Origin of the sequence: Thalassolituus sp. UBA3500 (genome assembly GCF_002377545.1) — a bacterium.
Classification (GTDB): domain Bacteria; phylum Pseudomonadota; class Gammaproteobacteria; order Pseudomonadales; family Oceanobacteraceae; genus Thalassolituus.
Window position 1 is genome coordinate 2539 of record NZ_DFQB01000016.1, and the last position, 14608, is coordinate 17146.

The following is a 14608-nucleotide window of genomic DNA, read 5'->3' on the forward strand; positions in this document are numbered from 1 at the left end:
GCACTAGAGTGGGTGTCCATGTAGTGTGATCGTGTGAGAGTGGGTGTCCATGTAGTGATGTAAGAGTGGGTGTCCATGTAGTGATGGTATCCATGTAGTGATGTAGTGATGCCCATGATTTCAATTTAATACAGGGTTCTAGATGCGCAAGTCCGACCGACTATTTCAGCTCACCAATATTCTGCGTAAGCATCAGCCAATCACAGCAAAGCACCTTGCTGAGAAGCTGAAGGTATCTGAGCGCACCGTGTATCGTTACGTTGATGACCTGTCGGTGGCGGGCATTCCCATTTATGGCGAGCCAGGCGTCGGTTATCGCCTGTCGGAAGGCTTTGAACTGCCACCGCTGCAATTGACGCAAGGTGAGTTGGAGGCATTGATCACCGGCGTGAGTCTAACGGCAGCGCTGACCGGAAAAGAGGTCGGTGCCTCTGCTCATTCGCTGCTGGCGAAAATAGAAGCAGCACTACCGGGTGGGGTGGAGAACACAAGCGATAGTGAAAGCGTTGTCCGCGTGCCTGCGTATTATCACAGAACCGAAGTTTATCCGCGGTGGAGTGCGGTTCATTCCGCGATTCGGGATAAGCGCTGGCTAAAAGTGAAATACAGGGCGTTGTCAGACAATGTGACGACACGAACGGTGTTCCCGCTGGGGCTGTTTTACTGGGGCGGTAAGTGGACACTGGGCTGTTGGTGTGAATTGCGTGCTGATTATCGTCAGTTGAGGCTCGACCTTATTCAACACCTTGAATCGACCGAGCCCACAGGTGCGCTGCCTGACTCCGTCTCTCTTGCTGCGTATATAGAGCAAAAAAATATCAATACCAACTGACACAGGGTTGTCAGTAGGGAAGGCGTATCGTCGGATTTTTATCCATCAGGACGTGAGCTCAATGAAACTCGATTACCTTGTATTTGGTACTAATAATCTCAACAGTGCCATCCAATTCTACGACGCCTTGTTTGAAGACACCGAGCTTAAGCAGGTTTTTTCAACCGACCGGATGACTTTCTGGCAGTGCGATGACTTTACCTTTGCTGTGGCAAAACCATTCAACGGCGAGTCAGCCACTCATGGTAATGGCACCATGATGGGACTTAATGTCGCCTCTGAATCTGAAGTGAAGCGCCTATACCATCTGGCGCTGAAGTTAGGCGGTACAAGCGAGGGAGAGCCGGGTCCTCGGGGCCCGAAGTACTCTGCGTATATCCGTGACCCTGAAAACAATAAGATTGTTTTTTCGGTATGAGATGATGTGGTGAACGATGTGACTTTTGTAATTTTGTTGTCTTTTGTGTGTTCGTGATCGATACCGGATTGAGTTCTTTTTGGGTTGTGGCCTCGTTGGAAGGTTTTTCTTGTCTTAATGCTGCATATTCGGGCTGCATTTGAAATTCTCACCTGAACCTATACAGTGTACAGGTTCAATATCAATTATAACGTGACGGGAGATATCGTGTCTGAGCCCAAAGACAAGTACAGTATCGACAACACTGACTACTCCATTGGTCAGGACAATGTCCAGAAGTGGGGGTTCGATGTCCATAACCCTGTGTTTGGGATAAGCAGTGCTCTTATCCTCGCTTTTCTGATTGCAACCCTGGTCACTGATGCCTCGGTAGCGAAAGAAGTCCTGGATGGCCTGAAGTGGGATATTATCGGAAGCTTCGATAAGTTTTTCGTATGGTCGGCCAACATTTTCGTTGTATTTTGCATTGTGATTGCGCTTTCTCCGTGGGGCAAAATCCGCCTTGGCGGTGCAGATGCTAAGGCCGAGCACTCAACCATCTCATGGCTGGCTATGTTGTTCGCCGCGGGTATGGGTATTGGCTTGATGTTCTGGGGGGTTGCTGAACCCGTCGCCTATTTCACCGGCTGGTACGAAACACCGCTGGGTGTCGAAGCGAATACGCCTGAAGCCGCGAGCATGGCTCTGGGCGCCACTATGTATCACTGGGGTCTGCATCCTTGGGCAATCTACGGTGTTGTTGCACTGTCTCTGGCGTTTTTCTGTTACAACAAAGGTCTTCCGCTCTCTATTCGTTCAGCGTTTTATCCGATTCTGGGTGATCACGCGTGGGGCTGGCCGGGCCATATCATCGATATTCTGGCGGTGCTGGCTACGCTGTTTGGTCTGGCAACTTCCCTCGGCCTAGGTGCAAGCCAGGCAGCTGCCGGTATTAACCATGTCTTTGGTATTGAGCCGAGCGTTGGTCTGCAGATTGGTGTGATCGTTGGTGTTACCTTGCTGGCGATCGTATCCGTTGTGCGTGGCCTTGATGGCGGCGTAAAACTGCTCAGTAACGTGAATATGCTGATTGCATTTGTGTTGCTGGTATTTGTTGCCATGGTCGGTGCGGCTGTTGCCTTCGGCTCGATTCCTACCACTCTGATGGCGTACGTTTCAAATATTATCCCACTGAGTAATCCGCATGGTCGTCCGGATGAAGCATGGCTGCAGGGCTGGACTGTGTTCTATTGGGCATGGTGGATCTCGTGGTCGCCATTTGTCGGTATGTTTATCGCACGTGTTTCTAAAGGTCGCACCATCCGCGAGTTCTTGATTGCTGTATTGGCTGTACCGACGCTGGTGACGGTGATCTGGATGTCGGTTTATGGTGGTATCGGTATTGATCAGGTGGCCAATAAAATTGGTCTCCTGGGTGAAAACGGTCTGACCTCGGTGCCTCTGGCGATGTTCCAGATGTTCGATGCACTGCCGATGAGCATGGTTCTTTCTGTGATTGCGATCGTTCTGGTGCTGGTGTTCTTTATCACATCATCCGACTCTGGCTCGCTGGTGATTGATAGCATCACTGCGGGTGGTAAGGTTGATGCGCCAGTTCCTCAGCGTATCTATTGGGCATCTGTTGAGGGTGCTATTGCTGCAGCCCTGTTGTGGATTGGTGGTAAAGAAGCCATTGAGGCTCTGCAGGCCGGTGCTATTTCAACCGGCTTGCCGTTTACCTTTGTGTTGTTGCTGATGTGTGTGAGCTTAGTGATGGGCTTACGTACAGAGCCTAAGGGTTAAGCACTCGCTATAAAGAAGCCCGGCATCTGCCGGGCTTTTTTATGGGCGTTTGCCAAGAGCTTTTACAGGCACAGCTCTTTGACGGCACGATTCCCTAATTTCCATTTCTGTATCTGAGCTTGCAGTAGCTCGGCCGTTGCAATCGCATCCACCAGAGCATTGTGATTTTCGTACTCCGGTAAGTTATAACGAAGGCGTGTGTCTGGTAGCCGGAGTGAGGGGAGTGGTTTTCCTAGTAGCCGGTTGTACCAGCGTTGGCTATGCGATAAGCAGCTTGCTTCAAGTGCGAAGGTATCAATCACCGGAAATAGCCAAGGCTGAGACCAGAGGTGAAATCCCAGCTTTCTGAAAAATTCACGCTCCATCGCCCGGTAGTGCACGACGCAGAGCCGTCCGGCCATAGCGTCCAATAGCTCCGGCATAATGGAATTAATTCTGGGTGCAGATGAAACATCGCTGTGTGTGATGCCGTGTATCACAATTGAGGTGTCGCTCAGCTCTCCCGGGTTTACCAGCCAATGTTTGGCTGTCGGCAGATAGATGCGCTTAGCATCAAACTCAACAAGCCCGACGCTGACGATTTTATCTTTGTCTGAATCTAAGCCTGTTGTTTCTATGTCGATGGCCAGGCAGCGTGCTTCGTTCAGGCTTTGCTCTATGTAGCTGAACTCTGCCTGATAAAAGCGTTTAAGCTCTTCGGGCAGCGGCTTTCCGGTGCTTGGGCTGGCGGAGCCCCCCAACATGGATTGCTGAAATTCACTCCAGCTGTCGGGCAGTGAGCCCGGTCGTTTCAATGACCCCTTTCTGTAATCAGCCATTAGCGGTGTACCGGTACTTCAGAAAACGCTGGGCCTGAGCAACGACATTGAAGGCTTCTTTCAGAGAACGCTGCCGGGTAAAGCTAAGGGTATCAGGAGCGATGTTATTATTAGGTTCTCTTTTGTCGCGGATGGCCAACATTTGTTGGTGTGCGCGCAAGCTGTATAGCAGCTCCAGTGCGTTCGTGAGCTCGTCGTATTTTTCTTGCGGGAGCAGTTTAGTCTTCGAAATATCTTCAAGGCGCTCAAATGAATTCTGCGACATTGACCCGGTGGCCAGTGCATGAACCCGAATAATATCGGTTAATGGGGCGGTACCGCGGCGCTTAATGTTCAACGACTTTCCTTGCCGCCCGTCTTCTTCTAATACGAAGTTTTTAAATACACCCAGTGGTGGGGTGCGCTTGAGTGCATTGCGCGCGAGCGACGCCAGAAACGGTTTGCTGTTTCTGGCTTTTGTTGAAACAAATTTCTGCAGTTCTTTAGCCCATATTTTTGTACCGTGCACGGCGACCAGGTCGAAGAAAATACACGCGTTGAGCAGAGCTTCTGGCTCGGGCCTGTCTATCCAGTCGGTGAACTGGTCGCGCCATTCGGAGCGACGCATACGCCATTTAGGGTTGGACGCCATTATCAAACCCTCGCAGAGAGGGTAGCCGCAGCGATCCAGGCCTTCGCAAACTATCTTACTGAACTTCTCGAAATAAGCGCCGTGGAGATTTTCGTCATAGTCGTCGGAGAGGATCAGAGCGTTGTCCTGGTCGGTGACTAAAAGCTGCTCGTCTCGTGCTAATGAGCCGAGTGCGATTAAGCAATAGGGCACCGGCGGAGGCCCTAACTCATCTTCTGCCAGCTTGGCCATCTGTTGCATAAAGCTGGCTCCGATGACGGACATGGCAGAACCAATCATATGAGACGTTGCGTGTTCGTTAACCAAACGTTCGTATACCGCGGGCAGTTGCTCTGAAAGTTGAGCAAGTGCATCGATGCTTTCAGAGGACAGAATGCTGCGCACTAACAACAGAGAGTTTTGCGATTCGTGAGCGACCACATCGAGTAGAGAAACAATACCGAGCACACGATTATCATCAACGATAGGCACATGGTGCGTATTGTTACGAAGCATCATCAGCATGACTTCGTGGAGGTAGGCATGGTCGTCCATCACCAGTGGCTCTGTGCTCATTATTTCACCCACGGGGGTGTCATACGGTAATGACTTGGCAATGACCCGAGCGCGCAGATCACTATCGGTCACAATGCCGAGCAGGTTGCCCTGATCATCCTGCACTAATGCGGCGGCAATATAGTTTTCGGAGATGCGAACAGCACACTCAGCCACCGTCGTGTCAGGGGTGATGAGTAGCGGTTCTGCTTTAATAACTTCAGTTACGGGCACGGTCGTCATGTCGTCCGTGCCGACCTGAGTCGCTTGCTCCAGAATTGAGTGCTCGTTTACTTCAAAAAAGTCGCCAAACTCCGAGTACTTTTCGCAGTAATCGATAAATAGTTCGCTCGGGATGAGATAGAAGAGGCTGTCTTCGCGGGTCGTCGCGGGGAAGCGCACTTTGCCCTTCATAAGAAGCCCCATCTGACCAAACACATGGCCTGCGGGCAGGCGGTTATAAAGATTGCCATCCCGACGGAACAATTCAACTTCACCAGAACGTATAAAATGGAGGTGGTGTATCGGCTCATCCAGAATCAGCACATCTTCACCGGCCTGCTTGTAGCTCACTTCGATTGAGCGTGCCATGTCAGACAGGGCGTCCGCAGGAAGCCATGAGAAGGGTTCGTGCTCGGCCAGTGCTCGTTCAATATCAGGCAGCTCAATACTCATTGATTATTCCGTTAGTAAAAAAGGATGCAGTGCACACACGTACTGGGTGTTCAGGGCTTAGACTGGCATAGCGCGAGACGTCTGATCAAGCGTAAATGGTCACCCCAGCTCAGTCTGTTTATTTGTCAGTTAGTGAAGATAGCTTTGCTGGCGGGTTGGGCCAATAATTCAATGAAATACGCCATCTGAAATGGTGTGGCTGTATTTGCGACCTGATCTCTTCTTTACGTAGGCAGCTGTAAAACCTTTCCAGGCAAGGTGATTGATCTTTCATCAATATCAGGCATTGTTCGTAGATAGCTAGTCAAATATTAAACACTTACTGCGACAATGGAGGTCACTATGGCGCGTTTAGATGATATCGCTATTGCTAAAACTCTTTGTGATTATTTCGTCGGTCGGCGGGTATACGGGCAGGGCTTGGACACAAACACGCAGGCAGGTCTTGCTTTATATCAGCGGGGCGGGCGGTTATCTACTGCGTTGACCCTTCAGAATGCCGCTGCGCAGAGAACGGTAAATCAACAAGCGTTCTGGGAGCATATCGGCGCTCGTCAGCGGCGCGAACCTGATGGCTCTGGTCTTTGGTGTGATGGTTCTGCCGGAATTATTATTTCATTACTCGGGCAACGTTCTGATTTTAAGTCAAAGCTTGAAGTCATAAAGCAAGGTGATCCTACGGTACATGGGCACTGGTGGGTATTAGCAAATCGTCCGAATAACGCGGTTCTTGATTTTGATACAGATCTTCACCAAGACAGCTTTGTTATCGATATCTGGGGCGCAATTCGCGGGAACCTTCCATCCAGTGTTGCCTACAACCCATCGCACATCCTCTATGATTGCGGTCAAGATAACTCGCTGGAAATTGTATGCACCGTTCCGGCTAAACCTTAAATAATTTATGCGCTGGATTTCAATTACAATGGCTACACAGATGCGTTGTCGGGCACGGGTTCAGGTGTCTCAAACGTCGGCGCCTGGGGCCTGAAGTCGGGCACAAGCGGCGCGATGCCGTTTAGTCAGGTGATTGAGTTTGAGTATCAAGGATATAACTTCCGCGTCTGGTATCCGGAAGTTTCGTTCTCGACTGAGCTGGGTATGGTCATGTCCTGTAAGATCGACTACGAAATCAGTGACAACAAGGATGATCACGTCATCCTGTTGATGGGTGTCAGCGTGCCAGCCAATGCAGGTGATCAGCCAGTATTGAGTTTTGCTCAGGCCACCATCCAGTTCACGGACATGTCAGACTCAAACATCATGACGTCTCCGTGTGGTGGCAACAATATCATTAACGATGTCTACGACCAGCTCAGCAGCCAGCTGACGGGTACTAACATCGACAGTAACTCAGGTGGGCGTGCTTACCTTGCAGACGTCGCTAAGGCCAATATGCAAGCTATGCTCGACTGCGCTGTGTTTACTCAGAAGTAGCATTTACAACCACGTGGCAGCGTTGTACGTTGCCACGTTTATTCGCTTGCTTCCTGCCAGAACTGGCATATATTAAGCGCTGAACCCCGTCCTCCCAACGCTTGCCACGAGAAGGCGGCTCTGCCGGTTCACCTGTGTTTACTTTTTCTTTGACGGGTGATGACTCCATGAATGAAATGTTAGCGATTGCGCTGTTAATCGGCGCCAGCGCGTGCTTTGCGATGGCCGAAATTGGTATCGCAGCCTCACGCAAAATTAAGCTGCGTGTACTGGCAGGCGAGGGAAGTCATAAGGCTCAGGATGTGCTGGATCTGCAGCAGGACCCCGGCGCTTTCTTTGCCATGATTCAGATTGCGTTAAACGCTATCTCGATTCTTGGCGGCATCATTGGGGAAGAGGCGCTGACGCCATACGTAAAAGAAGGTCTTGCTCTCGTGTATCAGGGGCCTGCGCTGGATCAGATCAGCTTTGCTCTGTCGTTTTTCTGTATCACCGCACTCTTTATCTTGTTTGCAGACCTGCTGCCCAAGCGTATAGCCGTGAATCTGCCGGAAGCCACTGCCGTGCGTCTGGTGACCCCGATGCGCTGGGTGACTTATATGGTGATGCCTCTGGTTGTGCTGTTTAACGGTGTGACCAATGCCGTGCTGCGCTTACTGAAGCTGCCTACTGAGCGTGAGGAGCAGGTCACGACTGAAGACATCGTTGCCATGATGGATGCCGGTGCAGAAGACGGAAGCCTGCAGCAGCAGGAGTATGAGTTAATCGGCAATGTTTTTGATCTCGATACTGCACTGATAAGCAGCGTTATGACGCCGCGTGATCAGGTTGTTTACTTTGACCTGGACGAGTCCGTCGAATCGATTTCTCAGAAGGTGGTCGATCATCCGCATAACGATTTCCTGGTATGCGATGGTTCACTGGAGAAAATCAGCGGCTCGGTTGAATCTAAGATGATCCTGCAGCAGGTGTTGAAGGGGGAAATGTCTGGCTTATCGGCGCTGAGCTTTGCCAGGGACGTTCTCTATCTCCCTGAAACACTGACTCTGGCCGAAGGTCTGAATGCCTTCAAAACGGCGACTCAACCCTTCGCTGTTGTCGTGAACGAGTACGCGACTGTCGTGGGGCTGGTCACAGTGAAAGACATGCTCAGTGGTTTTATGGGGCAGCTGATCACTCATGAGGACGATCAGTTGATCATCCAACGCGATGAGCAATCCTGGTTGATGGATGGTATGACGCCCGTTGGTGACGTGATGCGGGCTCTGGATATCGCTGCAATGACGAGCTGTTCGGCATAAACGTGAGTGCTAATGAGTACCCATAGAAGGAGTAGGCTTGTCAGAGGGTGCTTAGGGGTCATGTTATAACCCTAGTCAATATTGCAGAGATCACCAAAGATCAAAGCGCCTTATGGTCGAACCATTGGGCGCTTTTTAGTTTTATGAAGACATTGGCTAAGGCGTCACAATATTAAATGTGCCTTCCGGCTTTTCGATTAGGCTAAAGAACTTTACTAAATCCAATACACTGCCATCCACGGTGAGATCATCCCCAAACAAGGTGTCCTTGATGCCAGCATGACCGACGATCATATCGACAAACAGAGGCTGCGTAAGGGTTAGGGTGGCGTCAGCAATGGTATCTTTGGCCACCGCCTTGTGGTGCAGTACGCTGTTTTTAAGGGTTAGAAGGTAGCTCTGATCTAAATCGCTAAAGGTGACCTTAATAGCCAGTTCGGTATCGGCTGCTTTGTCCGCGTTGAGGTTCACCGCCATGCTATTGAAGAAGAGGTGCACGGGGGTTTTTAACAGGACTTCTTTCATGACCGCTGGGCTGATGCCTTCATCCGGTCCGCCGTGGCGCAGTTCGTAAGCGCCTGTGAGATAGAAATCACGCCATGGTGCAGATTCGGCCTGATACCCCAGTTGGTCGTACACCTTAGCTAATAGGGCTTTGGCTTCTGCGTGGTCAGGATCGGCGAATACGGCATGGTTGAGCAGTTCTGCCAACCAGCGATAAGTCTGGGTGCCATCGGTTGCGGATAGGTTGGCGGTGCCGTCGAATTGCGTCTGCGCTTTGGCGACGACTGCGTCCACGCCACCCATCATTTCAACATAACGAATCGCAGCTTCTTTTTCGGGTAAAGGGTCTAGCTTAGCTGGGTTGGCGTTATACCAGCCTAGATAGGCTTGGTACACCGCTTTGGCGTTGTGCTTGAGTGTGCCGTAATAGCCTTGGTTATGAAACTGTGTGTTAAGCGCCTCAGGTAGGGTTAAGCTTTCCGCAATTTCGTTTGGGGTATAGCCCTTGTTGAGTAGGCGAACACTCTGGTCGTGTATGAATTTATAAGTGTCGCGTTGTTGTTCCAAGAAATGGTTGATTTTTTCTTGCCCCCACAGTGGCCAGTGGTGACTGCCAAAGTACACGTCGGCTTGGTTAAAGCGCACGCGTGCTTCGTCGATGTAGCGGCTCCAGATATTCGCATCACGAACCTTCGCGCCTCGTAATGTGTAGAGATTGTGCATATTACGGCTCAGCATTTCAGCGCCACAGAACGCTTTTTGTTTTGGAAGGTAGAAGGTAAATTCAGCGGGGGCCTCTGAGCCCGACACGGTTTGAAAAACGAAGGGCACACCATCAATGCTCAGTTCGGTGATGGGCTCGGAAATGTGAACGGTGGCTTCTTCAAAACCGAAGCTGCCAAACGCTGGGCCCTTGCCTAATCCTGTGCCCACATGCCCGCGCTCCTCTCTGGCGAGTCGCTTACCGTACATGTACATGGCACGACGACTCATGGCCGTACCAGCAATGATATTTTCACTGGTGGCTTCTTCTTCGAAGCCTGCTGGAGCAACGATGGTTAGACTCTGTTTTTCTTCGTCGCTTAGGTTCTGCAGTATGCCCTGTATGCCGCCAAAGTGATCAATGTGACTGTGGGTGAACAAAATGGCCTTGATGGGGTATTTGCCTAAATGTTGTTGTGCAAAAGTGAGGGCTTTATGGGCGGTTTCTCTTGCGGTGAGAGGGTCCACTAAAATCCAGCCTGACTCACTTTCAATGATGGTCATGTTGGCCAAATCGAATCCACGAATTTGATAAACGCCGTCGGTGACTTTAAATAAACCGTGAATGTTATTCAGCGCCGCCTGGCGCCATAAACTGGGGTTGACTGAGCCGGGTGCGTTTTCACCATTGGCATCGACAAAGCCGTATTCATCCATGTTCCAGACCAAGCTTTTGCCAGTTAAATGAGCAATTTCAAGATGGTCTTCACTGGCGATGAGGCCTTTGCGAGCAAGCTCAAAATCCTCTGTGTTGCTGAATGGCCGTTGTGCCAATACCGCTTGGTTGGCTTTTACCGTGGTGGGGGTGGGCGCACTGTGCCCAAGTGTGTTCGCGTCAGATTCAAATTCAACCGAGTTGTCGCAGGCCGCTAATAAGGCAGCGGATAGGGCGAGCAGGGCAATACGAAACATAAAAGAGCCTCATGTATTCTTATTTTTAGATCAGTGTAACCCTGAGATGCAGGAATGCCTTGGTCTTAAGCGGACAAAGGTGTGTCATGTTTAACCGTCAATGACTAAAGCAGGTGTTTTTTGCGAAATGCCGATGGGCTTTGACCCGTTAGCTTGGAAAAGGCTCGCGTAAAGTTACTATGATCGGCAAACCCCAAGCGGAGCGCGATATCTGTAATGGGTAACTGAGTGTCTTTTAGGTATTGTTTAGCCAGTTGAACTTTGCAATCTTGCAGTAAACCACGAAATTGATTGCCTTCCTCTTCCAATCGACGTCGCAAACTTCTTTCCGTTAACTTCAAATGTTGAGCCGCCCCTGTGACCGTGGGTTCGGACTTCTCAAGCTGGCTGAATATGTAATGGACAACGTGTTGGCTCACGGTTTTATCGGTTAAGTCTTGAACGTAAGACTGCACAATGGATTCATTGTAAGCTGCCATTTTTTTATCGCCCATGAGGTCGCTCTTGGCCACCTGTTGGCGATCAAACCATAAAGCGTTGTGCGTTTGCTTAAACTCAACTGCACAGCCAAAGCCGTTTTGCCAGCGTTCAGGGTAGGGTTCACCTGATCGTTGCAGTGTGACTTTGTTGATTAGCTTTGGGTTGCTGGTCAGTTGCAAGGCAAGCTGGTGAAGCGTTGCTAGAAAGCTGTCTATGGCTAAGGGGCTGATGTCCACACTGGGAATGGGTTGAATGGCAAACTGAATGTGCTCTGGTGTGTAATGCAGTTCGATATTGGCCGAATTACTCACCATGGCGTGATACTGCGCCAGTTTTTGAATGGCTTGCTCAAGATTGTCAGCGGTCAGCATCAACAGTCCCAACGCTCTAAAATGCATGGGCTGAACGTATTTGGCCACCTCTAGACCGAAGGCGGCGTTACCTGTGGCCTGCTCCACTAATTGCCAGAATTGGGTCATACGGCGAACGTCCACCCGCCCATCTGGATTGTCCTTAAACTGAGCAACGGACAGACCTACTTGTTCAAATAGCGGAGCGGGGTCAATGTCTTGAGCCTTAAGGGCGCGAATAATGGCCAGAGGCCATGCGGCAAGAGTGGTGTGGACTGGACGATTGATCATGTTTTTGGTTGTTATTGTTAGTTGGCTCATTTTATGGGTCAAGCTTGTGTCAGGTAAAGAGGTGAACCGGTAAACCCTAGCGTACGTATGTTGGGATAAGCGTATGAAATGGGCTGTTTCATGGAAATAAATCATTTTAATTGTGCGCAATCTAATTTACAGTGGTCACTCCCCAAAAGGGACAGGCTATACTGCTAGCCACATCAAAAGCATTTCCAATACAAAGCTGAAGCGCTTACCGCGCAAGACGGATTTCTGCCTGTACGAGGGCTATAAATTCGAGGTGCTGGATCTTGAGGGCGTGCGGGTAGAGCAGTTGCTGGTCACCCGATTGAATGGATGAGGTTGGTCGATGGCAAAGCGGGGTACTCCCGCTTTGCCACTTTCCTTAACGTTATCCCGTTGCGCTTATTTTGCAATCAGCTCGCGCAGTACATAATGCAGAATGCCACCGGCTTTGAAGTAACTGATTTCATTACTGGTGTCGATTCGGCACTGCACCTTAAATGATGTGGTTTTACCGTCGTCATCCGTCGCTTTGACTTCAAGAAGTTGGTTGGGTTTTAACTCATCATTAATACCTTTGATATTGATAGTTTCATGCCCGGTTAAGCCAAGGTCAGCAATGTTCTGACCGTCGATAAACTGCAATGGCAGAACACCCATACCGACCAGGTTTGAACGGTGAATCCGTTCGAAGCTTTCGGCGATGACCGCTTTTACGCCGAGTAGAATTGTACCTTTTGCTGCCCAGTCACGGCTTGATCCTGTGCCGTATTCTTTACCTGCGAGTACAACCAGTGGCGTGCCTTCTTTCTGGTAACGCATCGCAGCATCGTAAATAGCCATGCGTTCACCGCTTGGTGTATGGATGGTTTCACCACCTTCTTCGCTGCCGAGCATCTGGTTGCGGATGCGGATGTTGGCAAACGTGCCGCGCATCATAACTTCATGGTTACCACGACGTGAGCCATAAGAGTTAAAGTCCTGAGGTTTTACCCCAAGACTCTGTAGATATTCACCCGCCGGTGAGCTGGTTTTGATGTTACCCGCCGGTGAAATATGGTCGGTGGTGATGGAGTCACCAAAGAGCGCTAAAACCCGCGCGTTTTCGACGTTCTCTAAGGGTTTGAGAGGTTGGTCGATGTCATCAAAAAACGGCGGGTTTTGCACATAGCTCGAGTTATCGTCCCAGGCGTAGGTTTTCCCTTCGCTGATATCAATACCTTGCCAGTGCTTATCGCCGCTGAATACATCTGCGTAACGGGTGCGGAACATGCCATCATCGACCTTGGCAACGGCCTCGGCAATTTCGGCATTGCTTGGCCAGATATCTTTCAGATACACCGGCTTGTTGTCTTTATCCAAACCAATCGGTTCTTCTTTGAGATTAATACGCGTATTGCCTGCCAGTGCATAAGCAACAACTAACGGGGGTGATGCCAGCCAGTTGGCTTTGACGTGCGGGTGGACCCGGCCTTCAAAGTTACGGTTGCCCGACAGCACTGCAGAGACGGTCAGGTCATGCTCGGTAATGGCTTTTGCGATTTCATCTGGCAGTGGGCCAGAGTTACCGATACAGGTGGTACAGCCGTAACCAACGAGATTGAATCCGAGTTGGTCGAGGTAGGGGGTTAAGCCGGCTTTTTCCAGATAGTCGGTCACGACCTTTGAGCCGGGCGCCAGCGAAGATTTCACCCAGGGTTTACGCATCATGCCCAGTTCAATAGCTTTCTTCGCGACCAGTCCCGCCGCCATCATCACGCTTGGGTTCGAGGTGTTGGTGCAGGAGGTAATAGCTGCAATCACAACGGCGCCGTGACTCATGGTGTGCTCTTCGCCATCAAAGGTGACCGTAGCCTGTGCATTAGGGCCACCGACGGCTGTACCGCTGCCGCCTTCGCTTTCCAGCCGTGCCTGTTCTTCATCCGCTGGGGTGACCTGAAGTGCCAGCAGATCGTCAAAGGTATCCGGTACATCGGACAGCACGACACGGTCCTGCGGGCGTTTCGGCCCGGCCAGACTGGCTTCCACCGTGCTCATGTCGAGATGCAGGCTGTCGGTGAATTCTGGTTCGTCGCCAGCGTAACGCCACAAGCCTTGGGCTTTGCAGTAGGCTTCTACACGTTTAATTACGTCATCCGGGCGACCACTGAGGCGCATGTAATTGAGCGTCTCGTCGTCGACCGGGAAGAAACCACAGGTCGCACCATACTCTGGCGCCATGTTGGCGATGGTAGCTCGGTCAGCGAGAGGCAGGTCGGCGAGGCCATCGCCGTAAAACTCAACAAATTTACCCACCACGCCTTTTTTGCGCAGCATCTGAGTGACGGTAAGTACCAGGTCCGTCGCGGTGACGCCTTCTGGTAGCTTGCCGGTGATCTTGAAGCCAATGACCTCCGGAATTAGCATCGACACCGGTTGGCCAAGCATCGCAGCTTCGGCTTCGATACCGCCGACACCCCAGCCCAGTACGCCGATACCGTTGATCATAGTGGTGTGAGAGTCGGTCCCGACAAGAGTATCCGGGTAGGCCCAGTCTTCACCATTGACATTGGCAGCCCATACACTCTGGGCCAGATATTCGAGGTTCACCTGATGACAGATACCCGTACCCGGCGGTACGACACGGAAGTTATCGAAGGCCGTCTGCCCCCAGCGCAGAAACGCATAGCGCTCGCCGTTGCGCTGCATCTCAATTTCGACGTTATCGTGAAAAGCCTGATCATCCGCGAAGCGATCCACCATCACCGAGTGGTCGATCACCAGATCCACCGGAGAAAGAGGGTTGATGCTCTCCGGATCTGCACCTGCGCGAGCGACGGCATCGCGCATTGCGGCCAGATCAACCACCGCGGGCACCCCGGTGAAATCCTGCATC

The 14608-nt window shown here is 51.1% G+C and carries 11 protein-coding genes; 6 read left to right on the top strand and 5 right to left on the bottom strand.

The window, feature by feature from the left end; translation table 11 throughout:
* The first annotated feature begins 142 nt into the window (after positions 1 to 142).
* The 3 genes from B2R29_RS04190 (at position 143) to B2R29_RS04200 (ending at position 3032) form a co-directional block, all read left to right on the top strand.
* Positions 143 to 832 carry a helix-turn-helix transcriptional regulator gene (locus tag B2R29_RS04190; RefSeq protein WP_301179917.1) on the top strand — a complete coding sequence of 230 codons (690 nt, stop codon included), beginning with the start codon at positions 143 to 145 and terminating at the stop codon, positions 830 to 832.
* Between the two features lie 61 nt (positions 833 to 893).
* Complete coding sequence (locus B2R29_RS04195; protein WP_301179918.1) at positions 894 to 1250, top strand: VOC family protein; 357 nt, start codon at positions 894 to 896, stop codon at positions 1248 to 1250.
* Between the two features lie 207 nt (positions 1251 to 1457).
* Positions 1458 to 3032, top strand: coding sequence for a BCCT family transporter (locus B2R29_RS04200; RefSeq protein ID WP_301179919.1), 1575 nt, complete (start codon positions 1458 to 1460; stop codon positions 3030 to 3032).
* A 62-nt stretch (positions 3033 to 3094) separates the two neighbouring features.
* Here the strand turns inward: B2R29_RS04200 and B2R29_RS04205 are convergent, their stop codons facing one another.
* Positions 3095 to 3850 carry an exonuclease domain-containing protein gene (locus B2R29_RS04205; protein WP_301179920.1) on the bottom strand — a complete coding sequence of 252 codons (756 nt, stop codon included), beginning with the start codon at positions 3848 to 3850 and terminating at the stop codon, positions 3095 to 3097.
* A complete protein-coding gene (locus tag B2R29_RS04210) occupies positions 3843 to 5690 on the bottom strand; it encodes a DUF294 nucleotidyltransferase-like domain-containing protein (RefSeq protein ID WP_301179921.1) in 1848 nt (615 codons plus the stop codon). Before B2R29_RS04210 ends, B2R29_RS04205 begins: the two co-directional genes overlap by 8 nt.
* Positions 5691 to 6032: 342 nt before the next feature.
* Here B2R29_RS04210 and B2R29_RS04215 point away from each other — a divergent pair, with 342 nt between their 5' ends.
* From B2R29_RS04215 to B2R29_RS04225, 3 genes are all read left to right on the top strand, one after another.
* Positions 6033 to 6587, top strand: a complete 555-nt coding sequence (locus tag B2R29_RS04215; RefSeq protein ID WP_301179922.1) for a hypothetical protein — start codon at positions 6033 to 6035, stop codon at positions 6585 to 6587.
* Positions 6588 to 6701: 114 nt separating this feature from the next.
* On the top strand, positions 6702 to 7127 hold the full coding sequence (locus B2R29_RS04220) for a hypothetical protein (protein ID WP_301179923.1): 426 nt from the start codon (positions 6702 to 6704) through the stop codon (positions 7125 to 7127).
* Between the two features lie 167 nt (positions 7128 to 7294).
* The gene (locus tag B2R29_RS04225) at positions 7295 to 8428 is read left to right on the top strand and encodes a hemolysin family protein (RefSeq protein WP_301179924.1); all 1134 of its coding nucleotides are present in this window, start codon (positions 7295 to 7297) and stop codon (positions 8426 to 8428) included.
* A 156-nt stretch (positions 8429 to 8584) separates the two neighbouring features.
* Here B2R29_RS04225 and B2R29_RS04230 read toward each other — a convergent pair whose 3' ends face one another.
* The 3 genes from B2R29_RS04230 to acnA all read right to left on the bottom strand — a co-directional run.
* Complete coding sequence (locus B2R29_RS04230; protein WP_068439548.1) at positions 8585 to 10606, bottom strand: alkyl/aryl-sulfatase; 2022 nt, start codon at positions 10604 to 10606, stop codon at positions 8585 to 8587.
* 104 nt (positions 10607 to 10710) lie between these two features.
* Positions 10711 to 11757: an AraC family transcriptional regulator gene (locus B2R29_RS04235; RefSeq protein WP_068439563.1), complete on the bottom strand. Its 1047-nt coding sequence runs from the start codon at positions 11755 to 11757 to the stop codon at positions 10711 to 10713.
* A gap of 378 nt (positions 11758 to 12135) precedes the next feature.
* Positions 12136 to 14608, bottom strand: a 2473-nt coding sequence (gene acnA, locus B2R29_RS04240; protein ID WP_301179925.1) for an aconitate hydratase AcnA, incomplete at its 5' end; no start/stop codon positions are given.

Bases quoted from the DNA above. Each gene is read 5' to 3' on its own strand.
- B2R29_RS04195 (WP_301179918.1), top strand. From the start codon at position 894: ATGAAACTCGATTACCTTGTATTTGGTACTAATAATCTCAACAGTGCC.
- B2R29_RS04215 (WP_301179922.1), top strand. From the start codon at position 6,033: ATGGCGCGTTTAGATGATATCGCTATTGCTAAAACTCTTTGTGATTAT.
- B2R29_RS04190 (WP_301179917.1), top strand. From the start codon at position 143: ATGCGCAAGTCCGACCGACTATTTCAGCTCACCAATATTCTGCGTAAG.
- B2R29_RS04205 (WP_301179920.1), bottom strand. From the start codon at position 3,850: ATGGCTGATTACAGAAAGGGGTCATTGAAACGACCGGGCTCACTGCCC.
- B2R29_RS04235 (WP_068439563.1), bottom strand. From the start codon at position 11,757: ATGAGCCAACTAACAATAACAACCAAAAACATGATCAATCGTCCAGTC.
- B2R29_RS04225 (WP_301179924.1), top strand. From the start codon at position 7,295: ATGAATGAAATGTTAGCGATTGCGCTGTTAATCGGCGCCAGCGCGTGC.
- B2R29_RS04220 (WP_301179923.1), top strand. From the start codon at position 6,702: ATGCCGTTTAGTCAGGTGATTGAGTTTGAGTATCAAGGATATAACTTC.
- B2R29_RS04230 (WP_068439548.1), bottom strand. From the start codon at position 10,606: ATGTTTCGTATTGCCCTGCTCGCCCTATCCGCTGCCTTATTAGCGGCC.
- B2R29_RS04210 (WP_301179921.1), bottom strand. From the start codon at position 5,690: ATGAGTATTGAGCTGCCTGATATTGAACGAGCACTGGCCGAGCACGAA.